Raw genomic sequence first — 22,953 nt, forward strand, 5'->3', positions numbered from 1 at the left:
CAGCGAAGCGTTCGTCTCATGACCAAGCCATTTATCGCGACCTTCTATCTGGTTGCGGCCGCAACCTCCGCGTACGCGCAGCAGGCCATCGCGCAGCGCGAGGATCCGAACGCCATCGCAACTGTGGCGCAGTCGAACGCACCGCCGCTCACGCTCGACGAAGCCCTCGCACTCGCCGAACTCAACAATCCGCTACTGCGCAGCGCCCGCGCCGACACGGACGCCTCGAGCGGCGCGCTGGTACAGGCAGGCGCGCGTCCGAACCCGCAGCTGTCGCTGCTGCAGGAAGGCTTGAGCGGCGCCGAGCGCACGTCGACCGCGTTGCTCAATCAGACCATCGAACTGGGCGGCAAGCGCGCGGCGCGCGTCGATGCCGCATCGTATCGCCGCGCGGCATCGATTGCCGCGCTCGACGCGCGCGCCGCCGGCTTGCAAGCGGACGTGATAGCCGCGTTCTACGGCCTGCTTGCCGCGCAACGTCAACGGCAATTCGCCGAAGAAGCCACCGGCCTTGCCGAGCGCTCCGCGCGCATCGCGCACAAACGTGTGCAGGCCGGCAAGGTGCCACCGGTCGAAGCGACCAAAGCGCAGGTGGCCGTCAGCGCCGCGCAGATCGAAGAGGCCAGCGCACGCAGACAGGTCTCGATTGCACAGGAAACCCTCGCCAATGCGATGGGCGGCGCCGTGCCGCGCGAGCGCATCGCCGGCGGCGATCTGGATCGCGTGCCACCGGTCGGGCCGCTGCCGCAACTGCTGCAGCGCGCAGACAGCGGGCCGGCATTGCGCGCCGCGCATGCGCAAACATCGCGCGCACAAGCGTTGATCGCAGTCGAACGGGCCAAGCGCATTCCGGACCTCACCGTCAGTGCCGGCATGAAACGAATTGCAACCGCAGGCTCACCGCTGAATCAGGCGGTGATCGGCATATCGATTCCATTGCCGTTGTTCGATACCAATCGCGGCGCGCTGCTCGAAGCGACACATCAGGCGGCAAAGGCTAGCGCCGACGAGGACAGCGAACGCGCACGCGTGCGGCTCGATCTCGCGCAGACCTACGCGAACTACGAGAATGCCGCGGACGAAGCCAGGCGCTTGAGAACAGACGTGCTGCCTGCAGCGCGCGACGCGTTGGAGACGACCTCGCGCGGCTACGAACTCGGCAGGTTCGCTTTACTCGACGTGCTCGACGCACAGCGCACGCTGTTTCAGAGCCGCTCGCAATACGTTGCTGCACTCGCCAACGCGCATCGCGCGTACGCGGAGCTCAACCGGATCACAGGCTCGGCGCCTGCCCGTACGCCGTCGGACATCACTTCTTCAGCGCTTGCGCCATGAAACTTCCAGTCACACGCCGCGGTAGATACATGGCCGGCGCCGCGCTGCTCGTCATCGTCTTGCTCGCCGCTGCCGTGTTTGCATGGATGCGCGTCGACGGCATGCAAACACGCGAGACGACACGCAGCGTCAGGCCCGTTGCACGCACAATCGATACCGCAGCGGGTCAAAACGGCGGCGTCGTACTGACCAGCGGGCCGTTCGCAGCCGAGATCCTGCTGTCCGGGAAAGCCGGCAACGCGCGCCTCGTCGTTTACCCATTCCTCGAAGGCAAACTTGCGACGCAAAACGTCAGCATCACGGGTTCGCTGCAGCGCCATGACGGCACGCGCGAAGCGTTGCGCTTCATCGCGTCGGCACCGGGTTTCACAAGCGCGCAGCCGATCGCCCAACCCCACGTGTTCGATGCAGTAATCGACGTCGCGGTCGAAGGCCGTTCCGCATCGTTCAAGTTTTCGCGCGCGGACGGCGCGATCCCGCTGAGCGTCGCGCAGATGCAGGCCTCGGGCATCGAAGTCGCGCGCGCCGGGCCGACACAAATCGTCAAGACAGTGCGCCTGCCGGGCGAAATCAGACTCAATGAGGACCGCACTGCGCATGTGGTGCCGCGAGTGGCAGGCGTGATCGAGCGCGTCGATGTATCGATCGGGCAAAACGTCGCGCAGGGGCAGCGGCTGGCGATCGTCGCCAGCCCGGAGCTCGCCGATCGACGTAGCGAATGGCTCGCGGCGCAGCGACGGTTAGAGGCCGCGCGCACCGCCTATCGACGCGAAAAGTCCTTATGGCAAGAGCGCATCTCAGCGGAGCAGGACTATCTGCAAGCGCAAACCCAGCTGCGCGAGGCTGAAATCGCCGCGCAAAACGCCGGACAAAAACTCGCCGCGCTGAATGCACCCGCCGCTTCAGGCGCACTGAACCGCTACGAGCTGCGCGCGCCGTTCGCGGGCACCATCGTCGCAAAACATGTCGCACCCGGCGAGTCGGTCGCCGCCGATGCGAATCTCTTCACGCTGTCGGACCTCTCGACGGTCTGGGCCGAAATGGCCGTGCCGGCGCAACACCTGAACGATGTACGCGTCGGACGCAACGCGACGGTTTCGACCAGCGCTTTCGAATCGACCGCACACGGCGCCATCTCCTTCGTCGGCGCGCTGCTGGGCGAGCAGACACGCACCGCCCCGGCCCGCGTCGTGCTGCCCAATCCCGGCGGCACATGGCGGCCGGGCCTGTTCGTCGAAGTAAGCGTCGTAGCCGGCGCACGGGATGTGCCCGTGGCTGTGAGTACCGAGGCGCTTTACGACATCGACGGCGCGTCCGCGGTATTCGTGCTGGCGCAACAGGGCTTCGTCGCACAGCCGGTACAAACCGGCAGACGCGACGCGCAGTCCGTCGAAATCGTCGCCGGCTTACGGGCGGGCCAGCGCTACGCGGCGCAAAACGCCTACGTGCTGAAGGCCGAACTCCAGAAAGGCAGCGCCGATGAACACTGACGCGCAGCCGCACGCTCCTCTCTTCTTTTTCACGGGATCTCTGCCATGTTCGAGCGTCTGATCCGCGTTGCGATCGAGCGGCGCTGGCTGGTACTGCTAGCCACTGCCGCGCTTGCCGCTGTTGGCCTCTACAGCTACGGCAAGCTGCCGATCGACGCGGTACCCGACATCACCAACGTGCAGGTGCAGATCAACAGCGAGGCGCCCGGTTACTCGCCGCTGGAGGCAGAACAGCGCATCACGTTTGCACTCGAGACCGCGATGGCCGGCTTGCCGCATCTGCAGGAAACCCGTTCGATTTCGCGCTACGGGTTGTCGCAAGTCACGGTGATTTTCAAGGATGGCACCGACATCTACTTCGCGCGCCAACTGGTCAACGAGCGCATCCAGCAGACCCGCGAACGCCTGCCATCGGGCATCACACCGGAACTGGGCCCCGCCTCGACCGGTCTCGGCGAAATCTATCTATGGACCGTCGAAGCCGACACCGGTGCCCGCAAAGCGGACGGCACGCGCTACACCGCGACCGATCTGCGCGAACTGCAGGACTGGGTCATCAAACCGCAACTGCGCAACGTGGCGGGCGTCGCCGAAGTGAACACGATCGGCGGCCACGCCAAAGAGTTCATCGTCGCGGCAGACCCGGCGCGGCTGATGGCGCACGGCCTGACGATCGCCGACGTGGTGCGCGCGCTCGAACGCGACAATCAGAATCTCGGCGCGGGTTACATCGAAAAGCGCGGCGAGCAGTATCTGGTGCGCGCGCCCGGCCAGGCACGCTCGGCTGCCGATCTCGCCGACATCGTGCTGAGCAGTGCGCGCGGCATCCCCGTGCGGGTGAAAGACGTCGCGCAGGTCGATGTGGGCCGCGAACTGCGCACCGGTGCCGCGACCGCCAACGGCAACGAAGTGGTGCTCGGCACCGTGTTCATGCTGATCGGCGAAAACAGTCGCACCGTCGCGCGCGCGGTGGCGGCGAAGATGGCGGACGTGAACCGTACGCTGCCGCCGGGCGTGCGCGCCGTGCCGGTCTACGACCGCACGGTGCTGGTCGACAAAGCCGTGAGAACCGTTAAGAAAAATCTTATCGAAGGCGCTGCGCTGGTGATCGCTGTCTTGTTTCTGTTCCTCGGTAACGCGCGTGCCGCGCTGATCACCGCGTTGGTGATTCCACTGTCGATGCTGATCACCTTCACGGGCATGGCCAGCGCGAAAATCAGCGCGAACCTGATGAGCCTCGGCGCGCTGGACTTCGGCATCATCGTCGACGGCGCGGTGGTGATCGTCGAGAACTGCATCCGCCGGCTCGCGCATGCACAGGCGCTCGCCGGCAGGCCGCTCACGCGCAGCGAACGTTTTGCGGAGGTGTTCGCCGCGGCGCAGGAAGCGCGCCGCCCGCTGGTGTTCGGGCAGTTGATCATCATGGTCGTGTACGTGCCGATCTTTGCGCTGACAGGCGTCGAAGGCAAGATGTTTCACCCGATGGCGTTGACGGTCGTGATCGCGCTGGCCGCCGCAATGGCGCTGACCGTCACGTTTATTCCCGCTGCGCTCGCGCTGTTTGTCGGTTCGCGCATCGAAGAACGGGAAAACCGCCTGATGAGCTGGGCACGACGCCGCTACGAACCGCTGTTAAGCTTTTTCATCAGGCATCCCAGGCGCGTGCTGGCGGGTGCCGCGGCGACCGTCGGCGCAGCACTGCTGCTGGCCACGCGCCTTGGCAGCGAGTTTGTTCCGAACCTGAACGAAGGCGATCTCGCGGTCGCCGCGCTACGCGTGCCGGGCACCAGTCTTTCACAATCCGTCACCATGCAACAGACCATCGAAACCACGCTGAAGCAACGCTTTGCCGAAATCGATCGCGTGTTCGCGCGCACCGGCACCGCCGAGATCGCAGCCGACCCGATGCCGCCCAATCTGTCGGATGGCTACATCATGCTGAAGCCAGCCGACGCATGGCCCGACCCACGCAAAACACGCGAACAGTTGCGTTCGGAAATCGAAGCCACCCTTTCGGAATTACCAGGAAACGCCTACGAATTTTCTCAACCCATTCAGTTGCGCTTCAATGAACTGATCTCGGGCGTACGCAGTGACATCGCGCTGAAGCTGTTCGGCGACGACATGGCGGTACTCAACGAAACCGGCAGCCGGCTCGCGGCCGCACTCGGCGCGGTGCCAGGCGCCACCGAAGTGAAGCTCGAACAGACGTCCGGCCTGCCGGTGCTGACCGTCGCGTTCGACCGCGACAAACTGGCGCGCTATGGCGTGAGCCTCGGCGACGCGCAGGACACGCTGGCCGCCGCGATCGGCGGGCGCAAGGCGGGCATGCTGTTTCAGGGCGACCGGCGCTTCGATGTCGTGGTGCGATTGCCCGAAGCATTGCGCGCCGATCCCGATGCGATCGCACGCCTGCCGATCGCGCTGCCGCCGGGCGCAGCGTCGGCTGCGGCATTCACTGCGACCAGCACCGTGGCCGGCACATCTGCGGCGGCTGGGCTCACGCGTCCTGCTTATGTGCCGCTCTCCGAACTCGCCACACTCGAAGTGGCACCGGGCCCAAACCAGATCAGCCGCGAAAACGGCAAGCGGCGCATCGTCGTCACCGCGAACGTGCGCGGGCGCGACGTCGGCTCGTTCGTCGCCGCAGCCAAAGCGCAAATCGGGCGCGCCGTGCCGGTGCCGCCCGGCTACTGGCTCGCATGGGGCGGCCAGTTCGAGCAGATGCAAAGCGCAGCCGCGCGTCTGCGCATCGTCGTGCCCGCAGCGCTGCTGATGGTGTTCGTGCTGCTGTTCATGATGTTCAACAACGTCAAAGATGGTCTGCTTGTCTTCACCGGCATTCCATTTGCGTTGAGTGGCGGCATCGCTGCGTTGTGGCTGCGCGGCCTGCCGCTGTCGATCACGGCGGCCGTCGGCTTTATCGCGCTGTCGGGGGTCGCAGTGCTCAACGGGCTCGTGATGCTGTCGTTTATCCGCAAGCTGCGCGAAGACGGCGCCGAACTCGACGCCGCCGTGCATGAAGGCGCGCTCACCCGTTTGCGCCCGGTGCTGATGACCGCGCTGGTCGCGGCGCTCGGTTTCGTGCCGATGGCGCTCGCCACCGGCACCGGCGCCGAAGTGCAGCGGCCGCTCGCAACCGTCGTGATCGGCGGCATTCTTTCGTCGACCGCACTGACGCTGCTGGTCCTGCCGGTGCTGTACCGCATCGTGTACGCGCAGAGCGCCAGCACTTCTGTCCCACGCGCCGGGCGCGGAGATCTGCCATGCGAATCCTGATCGTCGAAGACGAGCCGAAAACCGGCCGCTACCTGCAAAAAGGCCTGACCGAAGCGGGTTTCGTGGTCGACTGGGTCGGCGACGGCATCTCGGGGTTGCATCAGGCCGAATCGGAACACTACGACCTGCTCGTGCTCGACGTGATGCTGCCGGGCCAGGACGGCTGGACCGTGCTGCATCAACTGCGGCGCACCCAGGCAACCCCCGTGCTGTTCCTGAGCGCGCGCGACGACGTCGCAGACCGCGTGAAAGGCCTCGAACTCGGCGCGGACGACTATCTGGCCAAACCATTCGACTTCGTCGAACTGCTGGCCCGCGTGCGCTCGATCCTGCGCCGCGGCCAGCCGCGCGAAGCGACGCTGCTGAAAATCGCCGACCTCGAACTCGATCTGACGCGCAGAAAAGCGCTACGCCAGGGCGCGACGATCCTGCTGACCGCCAAGGAATTTGCGCTGTTGTGGCTGCTGATGCGCCGCACCGGCGAGATCCTGCCGCGCGCGACGATCGCCTCGCAGGTATGGGACATGAACTTCAACAGCGATACCAACGTGGTGGACGCCGCGATCCGGCGTCTGCGCGCGAAAATCGACGACGAGTTCGAGCCGAAACTGGTCCACACGGTGCGCGGCATGGGCTACGTGCTCGAAGTTCGCGAAGGCAGCAGCCGATGATGCGCGAGCTGTGGCCGCGCACGTTGCGTGCACGCCTCGCCGCGCTGATCGTCGCCTCGAGCACCGCGGTGCTCGCGTTGAGCGGGTTCATGGTGTACGAAGCGCTGCGCAGCCGCATCGAGGCGAGCGCCGCGGCCGAAATCAACGCGACGCTGTCGGCACTCGATGCGCATCTGCAACAGGTACGCACGGTCGAAGACGTTCGCTATCTGGCAGACATGTGGGGCGATTTGCTGCACGGCCACGCGAACCTGAGCCTCGCGATCGACGACGCGAACGGTACGCGCATCCTGAGCACGCCGGGTTTTATACACGACGCGTGCAGCGACGCGCTGAGCTCGTCGCCTGCAGCTGGCGCAGCGAAGCCCACGACGCCTGGCACGCACCCTGCGTGGCTGCGCTCGCGCATCGAGACCGTGTCGCTTGCGGCCGATAAGCGCGCGAACACCGCCGTACGCGTGGTCGTGCAATACGACACCCGCGCCGACCTCGCGCTGTTGCGCGAATACGCGTGGTCGATTGCGCTGATCCATGTGCTCGGCGTGTTGATCGCCGCAGCACTCGCATACGGCATCGCGCATCTCGGCCTGAGCCCCCTGCGCAATCTCGTGGCGCGCGCCGAGCACATGTCGACCAGCGGCCTCGCACAGCCGCTGCCGGAGCTGCAGGCGGCCGGCGAACTGAAAGACCTCGGGCTCGCGTTCAACGGCATGCTCGCACGTCTCAACGATTCGTTCACGCGGCTCAGCCAGTTTTCGTCGAACCTGGCGCACGATCTCCGTACGCCGCTTACCAATCTGCTCACGCATGCGCAGGTTGCGTTATCGCGGCCGCGCAGTGTCGACGAATATCGCGACGTGATCGAAACGAGCGTCGACGAATACCAGCGTTTGTCGCGCATGATCGACGATATGTTGTTCCTCGCGCGTGCCGACAGCGCGCAACGCGAGCTGACGTTACGCAGCTTCGATGCCGGCGCAGAAGCGGCACGGGTCGCCGGCTTCTATGAGCCGATGGCCGAAGACGCGCACGTCGACGTGGTAGTGCGCGGCAACGGGCTTGCGCCGCTGCGCGCCAATCAACTGCTGTTCCAGCGCGCGCTGAGCAATCTGCTGGCGAACGCGCTCGCGCATGCACCGCGTGGCTCGACCGTTTCGATCGACTGCAGCGCGACGGATAGCGGCGTACTGCTTGCCGTCTCCGACACCGGGCCGGGCATCGGTGCCGAGCATCAGCAGCACATTTTCGATCGCTTCTATCGCGTGGATCCGGCGCGGCATACGCTGTCGGCGTCAGGCACGGGTGGCAGCGGGCTTGGCCTTGCGATCGTCCAGTCGATCATGCAGCTGCACGGCGGCACCTGCGGCGTGCGCAGCGAACCGCAGGTGCGCACGACGTTCTGGCTGCGCTTTCCATTGCACCCGGCCGCGACGAACCCGGCGGACACCGCCGGGCCTGCACCGGTCCCGGCGGCAGCCCGGCAAGAGCCGCATTAACGCTTCGCCACACTGTCGTGCTGGTCGAAGTTCGGGCTCGCTTCGCCCGGATGCTTCGCGATCGCATGCAACTGCTTGTTGCGCGCCATCTGCTCGTCGGTGGGCGGATAGTTGGTCTTGCTCACCGGAATGACGCCATCGTGGCGCGCCTGCGCCAGTTCCTGCTGCACTTCGGCGCGCGACTTGCCCTGCGCGAGCGCGTGTGGTGTGGCGAACCCGGCAAGCAGCGTGGCGGCAGCAACAGCCACGGTCAGCGAAAGTTTTGCGGCAGTCATCGTTCATCTCCTTGAAGAAACTCCGCCGGTCAGCGGATAGTCTTCAGTTTGCGCAACAGACGGTGCGCAACGATGATGCGTCGATGACAAATCTGTCGAACAGCGTGTATCAGGCCGTGTCGGTGAACATCGACTTACGGATGATCGCATGCACGCCCCAGTTGCCGTCCACCACCTGCGTCACACCAAAATCCACCGCGACGGAGATCAGCGAAATCGCTTCGTCTTCGGTGAGCCCTTTGGTGGTCATCAGGAAGCGGCGCGTTTTGATGAACGCGTCGCGCATCGCGAGGTCGAGCGTCGATTTTTCATAGACCTTGCTTTGCGCGTTCGCGCCAAACTCCGCCAGATAGTTCGGATGACTGAAGCCATGCAGCACCCACTCGTCGGCGGTTTCGACCAGCGGATACGTGAGGTCGGCATACGCCTGACCGGCCAGCGTCGCCTTCTTGTGCAGGATCAGCTGGAAATCGCCGGTCAGCGAGCATTCGATCGCGGTGCCGCACAGTTCCGAATCGCCCTGCGATGCGTGCGGGTCGCCGATCGACAGCAGCGCGCCCGGCACGCCCACCGGCAAATACACACTCGCGCCGCGCGCGACGCGCCAGTTGTCGAGGTTGCCGCCAAACGCCGAAGGCGGAATCGAATCGATCAGGCCGTTATGCTGCGGCGCGACCGCAATCAGGCCGAAATGCGGGCGCACCGGAATCCGCACGTTCTTCAGCACGTTGTGGTTTTCGACCACCGTCGAATGGTCGACCGGCACGCCCGGATAGTCGATGGTCGGGTGCATCACGCCGAACGGATCGCGTTGCGGCGTCCAGCGGTAGTTGTAGACCGCGCGCGCATAAGCGGCGCCATCCTCGGGTAATTCGGCATCGAGCTCGTAAATCGTCACCACTTCGCGCGGCTTCGGTTCGGTCAACAGTTCGCGGTAGTGAAAGCCCCACCATGCGGCCGCGTTGCTGCCGAACGCGCGGCCCGCGAAGTTCGGGTTCGCGCAGCGGCGCGGGTGCACGTCGAGAATCTTCACTTCGAGCACGTCGCCCGGCTCAGCGCCGCGAACCGCGACGGGCCCGGTGCAGATATGCACGCCAAACCCTTCGCCGGCGCCGCGCCCGTAGATCGACGCATCGATCGGGCCGGCGCCGCGCCGGTTGACGTTCTTGCGCTCGGCGGTCCAGTGGAACACGCTCTCGGCGCCGGGGTCGCCGGCCACCATGCGCGCCCAGTCGTCGGACGCATGCTGCGTGAGCGTCTCGATCGTCACGGTGTCGCCGCTGTCCACTTCGAGCACCGCTTTCAGGTCGTGCGAGAAATAGCCCCAATGAACCGTATTGGCGGTGGCCCGCAGCAGATGATGACGCGGACGGCTGGGAGAGCGTGAAACCGGCTTGCTGCCTTTGGTGCTGGCTCGTTTGCCGACGGTCGTGTCATGGCTTGCGTCGATGATCGCGCTGCCATCGCCATGGCCCGCACGTTCTTTGCGCGGCGGATTTTCGACAAGCGTGTCTACCTCGTCGCCCAGCAGCGCATCATCCGATGCATCGCCCACCGGCGCGCGCGCCGCCGGCGGCACGTGTGCGAGCAGCGCTTCCGCGTTGAGCGGCACGCCGCGCGACATACGCCGCACCAGATGCCGCGCCAGTTCGAGGCTCGCTTCATGACGGAACGCGCGCGGCGACATCTGATATTGCTCGCGAAACACGCGGCTGAAATGCGCGGGATCGTTGAAGCCCCAGCGAAAGCAGATATCCGAAATCGACATCTTTTCATACAGCGGATCGACCAGTTCGGCGCGGCAGCGCTCCAGCCTGCGCAACCGCAGATAGGTCGAAAAGCTTTGCCCGACGGTCTCGAACAGCTTCTGCAGATAGCGCGACGACACACGCTCCTGCTGCGCAATCGCCGCGAGGCTGATGTTCGAATCGTTGAGCCCCGCATCGATGGTGCGGCACACGCGCGCAAAAATCGCAGCCTGCGAAGCGGTCAGCCCGCTGATGCTCGCCTCATGCTGATGACCGGCCAGACTTGCCACGAGAAACTCAGCCAGTGCGAGTTCAAGCGGACGCAATTCGCTGACCGACAAGGTATCGACACTTTCCGCAATGGTCGCAAGAAAGCCCGAAAACACGTGGCCGATCCCCACATCCGCGGCAATCCGGCCGGCACGCAACGACGACTGCGCGAATAGCCGTGCGCTCATCGCCGCACGCGGCACCCGCACCACGAACACGCGAAACGCGGAATCGAACGCGAGCGAAGCCTGCCCGCGCGGCGGCAGGTAGACGATGTCGTGCAGTGCGACGGACTGGCGTTGACCGTCCGAAATCAGCGTCGCCGTGCCCTCGATGACGAGCGCAAGCAGCAGGCTGTCGGCAGCCGAAGTCTGCAATTCGAGGGTTTGCGCAACCGATGTCAGCACGCTTAGCGCGAAGCCGCCGATCGACGTCTGCGCCTGGATCATGCCGTGCAGGACGCGTGTGGGCGGCAGCGCGCCGCAACGCAGGCCGAGCCGATCGAGCGCGTCGCGCCACGCGCGTAGCCGTTCAGCTTGCGGATAGGACTCGGTGGTGAAGCGTAGCGGCGAATCCAACGTCATACTCCGGGTCGTGGCGAGCGACGCACGCGCGTCGCGCACCGCCCGGGATCGGGTCAGTGCGGCCCGCCATGCCGGACGCATCTATGCAATGGGGCAATGCAAAGCAACCTTTGCGCCACCTGGAGGTGCAACGCTGTGTTTACCGCCTTCAGCACGGATGGAAAAGTAAAAGACAGGTAGGCTGCGCATGCAGCGCAACCGATGTGATGAATAGAGGCGTGCATACGCCTGCGCCACTGTCGCGCATATGCACCGCAGTGGCGCATGACTACGGTTAGCGCGAACTGGCGCCAGCCGCAGCCACGCTCACTTCGATTCGAACATGTTCCTGCGAATCGACCCGTGCACGCCCCAGTTGCCGTCGACCACCTGCGTCACGCCGAAGTCCGCGGCTACCGACATCAAGGCAATCGCTTCGTCCTCGCTCATCTTGTGCACCGTCATCAAGAAACGGCGCAGCTTGCGGAACGCGTCGCGCATCGCCTTGTCGAGGCTCGCGTGATTGGCCACATCGGTTTGCGCATCCGGCCCGAGCTCAGCGAGGTAATTCGCAAACGTAAAGCCATACACCGACCAGATCTCATCCGTTTCCAGCAGCGGATGCGTGAGCCCTTCGAGCGTCGTGCCGTACAGGTCGTTCTTTTTGTGCAACACGAATTCGAAGTCGCCGGTCAGCGAGCATTCGATCGCGGTGCCGCCCAGTTCGCTGTCGCCTTGCGCCGCATGTGGGTCGCCAACCGAGAAAAACGCGCCATCCACCGCAACCGGGTAGTACATCTTCGCGCCCTTGCCGATACGCCAGTCGTCCATATTGCCGCCGGTGTAGCCAGGCGGAATCGAGCTCACATAATCGGCTTCGGCGGGCGCGAGCCCCATCGTGCCGAAATGCAGGCGCGCCGGCACTTTTACGTTCGGCAGAATGTTTTCGCGCTTCTTCACCAGCGAATGGTCGACGCGCACACCCGGGTAGTCGATCATCGAGTGCACCACGCCGTCCGGATCGGTCTGCGGCGTCCACACATAGTTGTACACCGCGCGCGCGTACGGCTCGCCCGATGCATCGAGTTCGAAAATCGTCACCACTTCGCGCGGCTTCGGCTCTTCGATCAGATCGCGATACTGAAAGCCCCACGAAGCCGCGACGTTCGAACCGAAACAGCGCCCCGCGTAGCACGCGTTGCAGCTAGGCCGCGGCCGCACGTCGAGAATCCGCACTTCGAGCACGTCGCCCGCTTCGGCGCCTTCGATCGCCACCGGCCCGGTCAGCAGATGCACGCCGACGCCTTCGCCGGAACCGAGCTTGAACGGCCCTTCGGTCGGGCCCGCGCCGCGCCGCGGCATCGCCTTGTGCTCGCGGGTCCAGTGGAACACGCTTTCGGCGCCGGGGTCGCCCGCCACCATCCGCTCATGGTCGTCGTTCGCGTGGTGAGTCAGCGTCTCGATCGTCACGCGGTCGCCGGAACGCACGGTCAGCGTAGGCGCGACGGCCTTGCTGAAATAGCCCCAATGAACCGTCTGCGGCGATACGGGAAGAATGTGATGCTTCATGTTTCGTTCGTGCCTCGCGAGGAGTCCGGCGCGGCGCCGGGGTGTGACGGGATCGAAATCAAATGGCGCATGCCGCTTATGGCGTCACTTATGGCGCTGCTTGCGGCGCCTCTTACGGCGCCGCCTCCAGCCGGTGATCGGCGCCCATTACATTCAGGAAGCGCGTCGTCAACGGATGCTGCGGATGCGTCAGGAGCTCGTGTGCCGGTCCTTCTTCGACGACGTTGCCGCCGCTCATAAACACCACGCGGTCAGCCACCTGATCGGCAAAGCGCAACTGGTGCGTCGAAATGATCATCGTCAGACCGTCTTCTACGGCGAGCCGCTGGATCACTTCGAGCACTTCGCCGACCAGTTCCGGGTCGAGCGCGGAAGTCGGCTCGTCGAGCAACAGCACGCGCGGATTCGGCGCCAGCGCCCGCGCGATCGCAACGCGCTGCTGCTGGCCGCCGGACAGATGACGCGGCAGCGCGTCGGCGCGATGGCTCAGGCCAACGCGCTCGAGCAGCTCGAACGCGCGGCGGTCTGCTTCGATCGCGTTGACGCCGTGCACCCAGCGCAGCGGGCCCGCGATGTTTTCGCGCGCGGTAAGGTGGCTAAACAGATTGAACTGCTGGAACACCATGCCGACGCCGACGCTAGCGCGTTCGTTGGCAACGTCGCGCTGGTTCATCGGCCGTCCGTCTTCGCGATAGCCGAGGCGCCGGCCGCCGACGTGAATCTGCCCCGCATCCCACTGCTCGAGATGGTTGATACAGCGCAGCAGCGTGCTCTTGCCCGAACCGCTCGGGCCGAGCAGCGCGATCACCTCACCGGTTTGCACGGTCAGGTCGAAGCGGTCGAGCACGGTCTGCTTGCCGTAGCGCTTATGCAGGCCCGTGACGCGCACCGCGGCCGGGCGCTTCGCCAGTTCCTCGTAGCGCTTCGCACGGTCCACACGCGACGTGCCGACCAGACGCAACGGTGCGCGCGCAGCGAGCGGGTCGGCGCTCGAAGAAGCAAGCGCTGCCGTCTTTGCAGTTGCGTCCGCAACCCCATCGGCTGGCACCGGCTGCACGGGCGCTACGTCGTCGACCAACTTTGCACGACGCCACGGCAGCAGCCGCGCGAAGCGTTCGCCCGCCGGACGGTCCAGATCGAGCCCGGCTTCCGCAACCAGCTGGATCAATGCGATCGCACCGGTCAGCACCAGATAGATCAAACCGGACGCAAAGAAGATCGAGAAGAAATCGAAAGTCGACGAAGCCAGCTGCGTGCTGCGCAACGTCAGTTCGTCGACCGCGATCACCGAAGCCAGCGACGAGTTCTTCAACGCGCTGACCGACTCGTTGCCGAGCGCGGGCACCATGGTGCGAATCGCCTGCGGCGCGATCACGCGACGCATCATCACCGCCGGCGTCATACCGAGCGCCTGCCCTGCGAGCAACTGCCCGCGGTCGACGCCAAGCACGCCCGCACGCAGGATCTCCGCGATAAACGGCCCTTCGTTCAGCGCCAGCGCAAGACCCGCCGCGCCGATCGCGCTGAGTTTCAGGCCGATGTGCGGCAGCGCGTCGTACGCAAACACCAGTTGCAGGATCAGCGGTGTGCCGCGAAAAATCACTGTATAGCCGCGCGCAAACACCGCGAGCGGCCCGACCTTGCTCAGCTGCATGCTGGCGAGCACAAGGCCCACCACCAGGCCGCCGGCGAGGCCCAGCGCGGTCACCGCGATCGTGAAGCCAATGCCTTTCAGCAGATACGGCAGGCTCAGATAGTGCAGAAACAGATCCATCAGTTCGACACGATCAGCTTGGGTGTTTCAAGGTTTTCCGACGGCAGCGACCACTTCTTCAGCATGTCGTTCTGCTGCCCGGACTTCTGGATCGCCAGCAGCGCAGCCATCACCGCCGCACGGAATTCCGGCTTGTCCTTCGGTACGCCAATCCCCACCGAGTACGGCAGCGTCACCGCGGTCGCCTTCTCGAGCTTGTCCGGATAGGCCTTGACGGCCTGCTCGACGGTGTTCACGTCGTTCACGTACGTGTCCGCACGGCCCGCGAGAATCGCCTGGATGCAATTCGCGTTGTTGTCGTACAGCTGGATCGCGGCTTCCGTCTTGCCGGCCGACTTGCATGCAGGCGCCAGCGCGTTGATCAGCGGAATCTCGACGTAACCGGTGTTTTCCGCGGCGGTCGCGCCGCACATCGTCGTATTGATGCCGGTGATCTTCTTCGGATTGCCCTTGGCCACCAGCACGCCGTCAAACACCTTCGAATACGTGATGAAATCCGCAGCCTTCGCGCGCTCTTCGGTCGCGTAGATGTCGGAGATCACGATGTCCGCCTGGCCGCTTTGCAGCGTGGTCAGCAGCGCGGCGAACGTGACCGGCTTGTAGGCCATCTTGAAGCCGAGGCAATCGCCGATCGCTTCGCCGAGATCGATGTCGAAGCCGATGTACTTGCTCGGATCGTTCGGATCGAGCGCTTCATAACCCGGCGTGTGCGGGTTGATTGCATTGGTCAGCGTCTTGCCCTTCCATTGCGGATATTTCGCTTGCAGCGCCTTGCATTCGGCAGGCGTCGCGGCGCCCGCCGCCATTGCATGGCCCGAACCCAGCAGCAGCACCAGTAGGCCCACCATGCACGCGATCAGTTCGCGCCAGCGCAGGGCCATGGGAAACATGCCGGCGCGACGCCAGCCGTTTCGATGATCGATCAGTCCGGTATGCATCGGAAGACTCCGTAGCGGCAGATGTCAATGGCACACCCCATGTACGCCTCTTGCATCGCACGATGCGCAAGCGTAGGTGGAGGAAATTGAGGGGACTTGTCTCGGCGCGAACAAATGCTTGCACTGAGGTGAAGCACGGCGCGCGAACCGGCGGCCGGCCCGTGGTGGGCGGCATGCAAAGGTGAGGGAAAACGGGAGCATGAGCGCGGCAGCAATCGTTGCCGCAACGCGCCCGATCAGGCGGAAAACGCTGCGCGATGGGGATGCGGTGCGCGCTCCCGAAAGTTCTCACCTTGCGGGGCGCGGCGCCGCTTGCGGAAACCGGCGCGCTGACCGGTCCCGGCTTTTTCGCCGAAATTACAGCGAGTAGTACAGTTCGAATTCCACCGGATGCGTGGTCATACGCACGCGCTGCAGTTCCTGCTCTTTCAGCGCGAGGTAGGCGTCGAGCATCCCATCGGTGAACACGCCGCCGCGCGTCAGGAATTCGCGGTCTTTATTCAGCGCTTCCAGTGCCTGGTCGAGGCCGGCACACACGGTCGGGATCTTTGCATCCTCTTCCGGCGGCAGGTCGTACAGGTTCTTGTCGGCCGCTTCGCCCGGGTGAATCTTGTTCTGCACGCCGTCGAGACCCGCCATCATCAGCGCCGAGAACAGCAGGTACGGGTTCGCCATCGGATCCGGGAAGCGCGTTTCGATGCGGCGGCCCTTCGGGTTGCTCACGTGCGGAATACGGATCGATGCCGAACGGTTGCGTGCCGAGTAAGCCAGCTTCACCGGTGCTTCGAAGTGCGGCACCAGACGCTTGTACGAGTTGGTGGTCGGGTTCGAGATCGCGTTCAGCGCGCGCGCATGCCTGATCACGCCACCAATGTAGTACAGCGCGAACTCCGACAGGCCGGCATAGCCGTCGCCCGCGAACAGGTTCTCGCCATCCTTCCAGATCGACTGGTGCACGTGCATGCCCGAGCCGTTATCGCCGACCACCGGCTTCGGCATGAAGGTCGCCGTCTTGCCGTGACTATGGGCGACGTTGTGCACGATGTATTTGAGTTTCTGCGTCCAGTCCGCGCGTTGCACCAGCGTCGAGAACTTCGTGCCGATTTCATTCTGGCCTTGACCCGCCACTTCGTGGTGGTGCACTTCGACCGGGATGCCGATCTGCTCGAGCAGCAGACACATTTCCGAGCGCATGTCCTGGAACGTGTCGACCGGTGCGACCGGGAAGTAGCCGCCTTTCGGGCCCGGACGATGGCCGCTGTTGCCGCCTTCGAACTCTTTGCCCGACGACCACGGTGCCTCTTCCGAGCCGATCTTGACGAAGCAGCCCGACATGTCCGTGTTCCACTGCACCGAGTCGAAAATAAAGAACTCCGGCTCCGGACCGAAGAACGCCGTGTCGCCCAGACCGGTGCTCTTCAGATACGCTTCGGCGCGCTTGGCCAGCGAGCGCGGGTCGCGCTCGTAACCGTTGCCATCCGACGGCTCGACCACGTCGCAGGTCAACACCAGCGTCGACTGTTCGTAGAACGGGTCGATGAAAGCGGTATCCGGATCGGGCATCAGCAGCATGTCCGACGCCTCGATGCCCTTCCAGCCAGCGATCGAAGAACCGTCAAACGCATGGCCGCTTTCGAACTTGTCGTCGTCGAATGCCGACACCGGAACCGAAACGTGTTGCTCCTTGCCGCGCGTATCCGTGAAACGGAAGTCGACCATCTTCACTTTTTCGTCGACGATCCGCTGCTTGACTGCGGCTATCTTGCTCTTGTTCATATGTGTCCTTTCAATGTTCAAACAACTGCGCGACCGCAACGTTGCCGTGGCGCCGCGCGTCTTCGACTGGTGTATTGCCCCACCGGTCTTTTGCGTTGCGGTTTCCACCGTTCTGCAACAGGTACTGCACCGTGACCGTCTGGCCCTCCGAAGCCGCGACGTGCAATGCGGTGCGCCCGTCGTAATCGGCGGCGTTCAGCTCGGCCCCCGATGCGACGAGTCTTTGTATCTCCTTGATATCCCCTTTCGCCGCGGCCCAGCACAGATCCACCACGCGCGCATTGGCGGTGGCAACCTTGCGGCGCGTCGGATCGGTCTTCTCGCCGGCGGAGCCGGTGACGATGTCGAAGTTGTGGAACGAGTAGGTCGAGGTCAGCAGCTTGCAGAACTCGATGCCTCGCACGCTGTTGCCGTGTTCGTCCAGCGGCGGCGACCACACGCAAAATCCCCCCACCTCCGGCACCACCACCATGATCCCGCCGCCGACGCCCGATTTCGCCGGCAAGCCGATCAGAAATGCGAATTCGCCCGAGAAGTCGTACATGCCGCACGAGTGCATCAACGAAAGGCAGTTCTTGACCGTATCGATCGACAGCACGCGTTCGTTGGTCAATGGATTGACGCCGCCGTTAGCCAGCGTCGCGGCGGCAATCGCCATCGAATCGCAGGTCAGTTCCACCGAGCAGCACTGGAAGTAAAAATCCAGCGTGGCCGGAATGCTGGTGTCTTTCGACAGTGCCGCGTTTTCCCGCAGAAAGTAAGCAAGCGCGAAGTTGCGATCGGCCGAATCGCGTTCGGACAGGAACACGGTATTGTTGAATGACACATGACCGCCAGCCGTCAAGCGCTTCCACGCATCAAATACATGGGCAAAGCGCGCCGACGCCGACTCGTCGCTCTTGATCAGCGAGCAGCTGGCAATCGCGCCCGCGTTGATCATCGGATTGTGCGGGCGCCGCTGCGCGTCGAGCGTAATCGCGTTGAACGAATGGCCGCTCGGCTCACGGCCGATGCGTTCATGAATCGCCTGCGTGCCGACCTCTTCGGAGGCGAGACAATAGCTGACTGTCTTTGAGATCGACTGAATGCTGAACGGCTCTCCGGCATCGCCGAAGTGCGCGCGCTGACCGTCGACGCTGCATACGCTCAGGCCGAATTTATGTGCGGGCACACGCGCGAGTTCGGGGATGTACGCTGCGACCTTGCCGCCGCTCGCCTTGCCCGCCTGCGCGAAGATGTCGCCGATCGAGCGCGAGAATTCGTCCCAGTCGGGCACGACCAGCGAATCTTCCGCGATGTGGCGAAACAGGCTGGGATTGATCGCAAACAGTGCGCTGAATTCTTCGACCGACACTGCCTCGCGCGCGTATCGCCCGTCGTTGAGCCGGACGAATACTTCTTTCGCGCGCGGGTCGTCGGCGAGAATGCCTGCGGCCCGAAAGCGCGCCGCAATCTGCCTGCAAGTGAGCTCCGTCTGACCGGGCTCAAGGAACAGCTTGTACAGCGCGTCTTCCTGCGCGACGGCATGTGCTGGCCGCGTCGTGTCGATGGCCTGCCCGGCATTGGGCCGCGACACCGGCTGAACAGCTTTGATCACGGGTTTGTTCATATGGGTTTCCACTCCTTTAAACGATCTGCTCACCATGTCGCGTTGCCATCAGGATTGCTGATAACGACGATTGCTTGACGAGATGGATCGACTGCTCCTCTTTAACCTTCGTGAACGACGTCTCCGTTTCGCACGCGAACGCCGAACAGAACGTCTGAAACATGAATCGCAACGCGGCCTGCCTGTGTACCGTTGCAGGCAGCGCCGATCGCTTCTATTACCGCTGGGGCGAGCGCCTGGCTGACGACGGTTTCGATCACGATCTGGGGCGGACTTTTAAATCGGCTCGAGCGCGTAGCGGTGCGCGAAACATCGATGTCTTCTTCGTCGGCGGTGGCAGCTTGACTGACCGTCATCCCTTTGATGCCGAGCGCGACAAGCTCGTCGCGCAGTGCGTTCAGCACGAACGCGGGAATGGTCGCAGTAACGAGGCTCATGTTCCTGTGCATAGCGTCAAATCGAACCGCACGGCTCTCAGCCGCGGCGTCCATTAGAACCAGAGGAAATGCGGGCAACGCCGCGTGGATAGATAGAAGTAGCGTCTCATGTCGATATGGAAGGATCGATCGCGATGCGTATCGGATACCTACAAAACACCCACGCACACCGTCTATTCCAGTGCGCGCACGATACGGATTGCGATTTATTTGCCCCACGCTGGTGCCTGACCCGTCGCGGGCAGGTACGGCTTCATGCTGTGTGGTTGCTCGCGCAACAAACGCAAACGGCTTTTGCGCTGAGTCGAACGAGCATTTTGATGATCCGCGCGGCAATTCACGCGGCGAGTGGCGGACTCTAAAGTTCAACCCATGCCGTCACGAACGGTAACCACTCAGAAGGTTGATCATCATGAAGCGCCTGAACCAAGCTCTTGTTATCGCATCGCTCATCGTTCTGCCGCTCGCCAGCCATGCGGCGGATACGAAGCCCGTTACCCGTGCACAGGTACGCGCAGAACTGTTCGCCGCAGCGCGCACCGGCCAGTACCCGCAAAGCCATACGCACTATCCGGATGCGGCGCCCGATGCCGCCGTGAGCTACGCGGCGCGCAACGCGGAAGCACGCGATGTGGCGCAAACGGCGGCAAATGGCGGGGACCGCAACGGCAGCACGGTCGGCAATGTCGATACGTCGTATGGACCGGCAGTCAACGGCATTGCTGACTCAGGCTCACGGGTCGTGCGGATCTCGACTGGCGCCGATGCGCAGCCGAATCTCGGCAACCTGTATCGCCACCACTAAACATTGGCAGCACAACGTCTTCGACAATGGAGGTTCATCATGGCACAAACTTTCGCGATCGCTTACTGGGTAAGCCTGTTTGCCATCTTCGCAGTGTTCGCAGTGACGGGTATGTTCGGAATTGGCGCCGTGGTGCGCAGCGCGCTGCATGTGCAAAACTATCAGGCGCGTGTGGTGGGAGCCGTGGCAGGTGCTGTGCTTGGTTTCGCGCTGCTGGGCACGATGCCCATTTTCGGGTGAAGCGGTTTGGATTCACCTTGTGCCTGCGCGGTGTGTTGCCGGCGAGGTTCGCAGCAACGCACCGCGAGCGCGTCACCGCGCATTTATGGTTCGACGCGGCGCATGCGCACATCGACGCGGCGAAGCGTTGCGCTTGACTCCCGAATCTCCTCACCTTTGCCAGTGCGACACGTGAAAAGCGGCCGCACCGGATGAAACGCGCACGCGAGGCGTGCAAACGCACACGTTTGCCGTGTTGCCAGCAGCATTCCCGAAAACTTTGCATACTACCGCCGCCAGCCTTTGTCAGGCCGTGGCAAAACGACAAAGAACACACGGGGTAGTACAACAAATGAAGACCAACACGGGGTGGACCGTGCGCCGGCGCCTGATCGCCGGTTTCGGCACGGTGCTTGTTGCAATGATCGCGCTGGCGGCGATTGCGATTTACCAGGTTCGCAACGTGCGGATGCAACTGGACGACATCATCGATGTCAACGGCGTCAAGGAACGCTATGCGATCAACTTTCGCGGCAGCGTGCACGACCGCTCGATCGCGCTGCGCGACGTCACGCTGGTGACGCCCGACGAGCTGCCGGCGGTGATCGATCACATCAACAGCCTCGAAGCCGACTACGCGCGCTCGGCGCAGCCGATGGACGCCATCTTCGCGAAGGGTGTCGACATTACGCCCGATGAACAGCGCATTTACGCGCGCATCAATGCGGCGCGCGAACGCACACTGCCGCTGGTCAGCCGCATCATCAAGCTGCAAACCGATGCCGACACCGATGGCGCGCGCAAGCTGCTGCTGTCCGATGCACGGCCCGCATTCGTCGAATGGCTCGCGTCGATCAACCAGATGATCGATTATCAGGAAGCGCGCAGCGAACAGGAAGGCGCGCGGGCACGCGAGATCAGTGCCGAATTCCGCGTGCTGATGGCCTCGCTGACGGCGTTGGCCTGCCTGTTCGGCATCGGTGTAGCGTTCGTCGTGGTGCGCAATATCACGCGCACGCTCGGCGCCGATCCGCACCAAATGATCGCATTTGCCGAATCGATCGAAGCCGGCGACCTGTCGCGCACGGCGCCGGTACGCGACGGCGACGCATCGAGCGTGATGGCGACCGTCGCACGGATGCGCAACAATCTCGCCGATATCGTGCGCCAGGTGCGGCAGGCCGCGCACGGCGTGGCCGAAGCCAGCCGTGAAATCGCTCAAGGCAACGGCGACCTCGGCACGCGCACCAGCAGCCAGGCGAGCGCGCTCGAACAGGCCACGCATGCGCTCGGCAAGTTCGACGTCAGCGTGCAATCGAATGCGGACAACGCGGGCCACGCCGACGAACTGGCCAAGCGCGCATCCACCACGGCTAGCGAAGGCGGCAGCGCAGTGGGGCGCGTCGTCGATACGATGCGCGGCATCAATGCATCGTCGAGCCGCATCGGCGAAATCATTTCCGTGATCGATTCGATTGCGTTCCAGACCAACATCCTCGCGCTGAACGCGGCCGTCGAAGCGGCGCGTGCCGGCACCCAGGGCCGCGGCTTCGCGGTGGTGGCGGGCGAAGTGCGCATTCTCGCCCAGCGCAGCGCGGAGGCCGCGCGCGAAATCAAGACGCTGGTCGAAGACAGCAGCTCGCGCGTGAACCAGGGCACGCGCCTCGTCGATGCGGCGGGCTCGACCATCGCCGATATGGTGTCGTCGTCGGGCAGCGTGACGACGATCATGGGCGAGATCAACGACGCGTGCCGCCAGCAGACCCAGCAGCTCGGCGAAGTGCGCGCGATGATCGATCACCTCGAAAACAGCACGCGGCAGAACGTCGCGCTGGTCGAGCAATCGGGCGCAGCAGCCGACGCACTGCTCGAACAGGCGGAAAACCTGCTCACCACGGTGGGCGTGTTCAAGCTCGCGGAAACTGGGCTCGCAAGCGGCATGAAGCAATCATAGGAATTCGCGATTCCCGCGATTGGAACTTGCAATTTCCCAAAAACACGAACGGTCCCCGATACTTGCGTCTCCCCTGAACAAAGAACGCAAGGAACCCATCGAAATGCCGATCATCAACAGCCAAGTCAAACCCTTCAAGGCCACCGCTTATCACAACGGCGACTTCGTGCAAGTGAGCGAAGAGACGTTCAAGGGCAAGTGGTCTGTCGTAGTGTTCTATCCGGCCGACTTCACGTTTGTCTGCCCGACGGAACTCGGCGACCTGGCTGACCGTTATGCGGAGTTCCAGAAACTGGGCGTAGAAATCTACGGTGTTTCGACCGACACGCATTTCACGCATAAGGCGTGGCACGACACGTCGGACACGATCAGCAAGATCCGCTACCCGATGATCGGCGACCCGACGCAAGTGATCTCGCGCAACTTCGACGTATTGATCGAAGAAGAAGGCATGGCACTGCGCGGCACCTTCGTGATCAACCCGGAAGGCGAGATCAAGCTGTGCGAAGTGCACGACAACGGCATCGGCCGCGACGCCAGCGAACTGCTGCGCAAGGTGCAAGCCGCGCAATATGTCGCGTCGCATCCGGGCGAAGTGTGCCCTGCCAAATGGACGCCGGGCGCCGAGTCGCTGACGCCGTCGCTGGATCTGATCGGCAAGATCTAGGCGCAGCAGTTGCAGTACGCGGGCGGCGACTTCTCCCCTGGGCCGTCGCCCGCTCTCTTTCACGCGGTTCGATGCAGC

16 protein-coding genes and 1 pseudogene are annotated in these 22,953 nt (G+C 63.9%); 9 read left to right on the forward strand and 8 right to left on the reverse strand.

Going from position 1 to position 22,953, the window contains the following annotated elements; genetic code table 11:
* Positions 1–18 precede the first annotated feature (18 nt).
* From ACYVNQ_RS16665 to ACYVNQ_RS16685, 5 genes are read left to right on the forward strand one after another with little or no spacing between them, the layout of a single operon-like run.
* Complete coding sequence (locus ACYVNQ_RS16665; RefSeq protein ID WP_460903652.1) at positions 19–1,335, forward strand: TolC family protein; 1,317 nt, start codon at positions 19–21, stop codon at positions 1,333–1,335.
* A complete protein-coding gene (locus tag ACYVNQ_RS16670; RefSeq protein ID WP_460903653.1) occupies positions 1,332–2,825 on the forward strand; it encodes an efflux RND transporter periplasmic adaptor subunit in 1,494 nt (497 codons plus the stop codon). The genes ACYVNQ_RS16665 and ACYVNQ_RS16670 overlap by 4 nt, the downstream gene beginning before the upstream one ends.
* Before the next feature lie 45 nt (positions 2,826–2,870).
* Positions 2,871–6,104, forward strand: a complete 3,234-nt coding sequence (locus ACYVNQ_RS16675; RefSeq protein ID WP_460903654.1) for an efflux RND transporter permease subunit — start codon at positions 2,871–2,873, stop codon at positions 6,102–6,104.
* Complete coding sequence (irlR, locus tag ACYVNQ_RS16680) at positions 6,092–6,775, forward strand: heavy metal response regulator transcription factor IrlR (RefSeq protein ID WP_460903655.1); 684 nt, start codon at positions 6,092–6,094, stop codon at positions 6,773–6,775. The genes ACYVNQ_RS16675 and irlR overlap by 13 nt, the downstream gene beginning before the upstream one ends.
* The gene (locus ACYVNQ_RS16685; protein WP_460903656.1) at positions 6,772–8,271 is read left to right on the forward strand and encodes a heavy metal sensor histidine kinase; all 1,500 of its coding nucleotides are present in this window, start codon (positions 6,772–6,774) and stop codon (positions 8,269–8,271) included. The genes irlR and ACYVNQ_RS16685 overlap by 4 nt, the downstream gene beginning before the upstream one ends.
* Here the strand turns inward: ACYVNQ_RS16685 and ACYVNQ_RS16690 are convergent.
* From ACYVNQ_RS16690 to ACYVNQ_RS16725, 8 genes and pseudogenes are all read right to left on the reverse strand, one after another.
* Positions 8,268–8,546 (reverse strand): DUF4148 domain-containing protein, encoded by a 279-nt coding sequence (locus ACYVNQ_RS16690; RefSeq protein WP_460903657.1) that lies wholly within the window; start codon positions 8,544–8,546, stop codon positions 8,268–8,270. The two genes, ACYVNQ_RS16685 and ACYVNQ_RS16690, sit on opposite strands and share 4 nt — an antisense overlap.
* Positions 8,547–8,655: 109 nt before the next feature.
* Positions 8,656–11,142 (reverse strand): acetamidase/formamidase family protein, encoded by a 2,487-nt coding sequence (locus ACYVNQ_RS16695; RefSeq protein WP_460903658.1) that lies wholly within the window; start codon positions 11,140–11,142, stop codon positions 8,656–8,658.
* Positions 11,143–11,454: 312 nt separating this feature from the next.
* Positions 11,455–12,693: pseudogene (locus ACYVNQ_RS16700) on the reverse strand (acetamidase/formamidase family protein); the annotation flags it as partial.
* A 115-nt stretch (positions 12,694–12,808) separates the two neighbouring features.
* Positions 12,809–14,470 carry an amino acid ABC transporter permease/ATP-binding protein gene (locus ACYVNQ_RS16705; RefSeq protein ID WP_460903659.1) on the reverse strand — a complete coding sequence of 554 codons (1,662 nt, stop codon included), beginning with the start codon at positions 14,468–14,470 and terminating at the stop codon, positions 12,809–12,811.
* On the reverse strand, positions 14,470–15,408 hold the full coding sequence (locus ACYVNQ_RS16710) for an ABC transporter substrate-binding protein (protein ID WP_460903660.1): 939 nt from the start codon (positions 15,406–15,408) through the stop codon (positions 14,470–14,472). Before ACYVNQ_RS16710 ends, ACYVNQ_RS16705 begins: the two co-directional genes overlap by 1 nt.
* A gap of 357 nt (positions 15,409–15,765) precedes the next feature.
* The gene (gene glnA / locus ACYVNQ_RS16715; protein ID WP_460903661.1) at positions 15,766–17,184 is read right to left on the reverse strand and encodes a type I glutamate--ammonia ligase; all 1,419 of its coding nucleotides are present in this window, start codon (positions 17,182–17,184) and stop codon (positions 15,766–15,768) included.
* Between the two features lie 10 nt (positions 17,185–17,194).
* Positions 17,195–18,793 carry a glutaminase A gene (gene glsA / locus ACYVNQ_RS16720; RefSeq protein ID WP_460903662.1) on the reverse strand — a complete coding sequence of 533 codons (1,599 nt, stop codon included), beginning with the start codon at positions 18,791–18,793 and terminating at the stop codon, positions 17,195–17,197.
* A gap of 101 nt (positions 18,794–18,894) precedes the next feature.
* A complete protein-coding gene (locus tag ACYVNQ_RS16725) occupies positions 18,895–19,284 on the reverse strand; it encodes a P-II family nitrogen regulator (protein ID WP_460903663.1) in 390 nt (129 codons plus the stop codon).
* 358 nt (positions 19,285–19,642) lie between these two features.
* Between ACYVNQ_RS16725 and ACYVNQ_RS16730 the strand changes: the two genes are divergently transcribed.
* The 4 genes from ACYVNQ_RS16730 to ahpC all read left to right on the forward strand — a co-directional run bounded on the left by ACYVNQ_RS16730 (position 19,643) and on the right by ahpC (position 22,875).
* Positions 19,643–20,035, forward strand: coding sequence for a DUF4148 domain-containing protein (locus tag ACYVNQ_RS16730; RefSeq protein ID WP_460903664.1), 393 nt, complete (start codon positions 19,643–19,645; stop codon positions 20,033–20,035).
* Positions 20,036–20,074: 39 nt separating this feature from the next.
* Complete coding sequence (locus tag ACYVNQ_RS16735; protein ID WP_460903665.1) at positions 20,075–20,275, forward strand: hypothetical protein; 201 nt, start codon at positions 20,075–20,077, stop codon at positions 20,273–20,275.
* A 331-nt stretch (positions 20,276–20,606) separates the two neighbouring features.
* Entirely contained in the window at positions 20,607–22,208 is a 1,602-nt protein-coding gene (locus ACYVNQ_RS16740; protein WP_460903666.1) for a methyl-accepting chemotaxis protein, read from the forward strand.
* A gap of 103 nt (positions 22,209–22,311) precedes the next feature.
* Complete coding sequence (gene ahpC, locus ACYVNQ_RS16745; RefSeq protein WP_460903667.1) at positions 22,312–22,875, forward strand: alkyl hydroperoxide reductase subunit C; 564 nt, start codon at positions 22,312–22,314, stop codon at positions 22,873–22,875.
* Positions 22,876–22,953 lie beyond the last annotated feature (78 nt).

It is taken from the genome of Paraburkholderia jirisanensis (assembly GCF_054782355.1).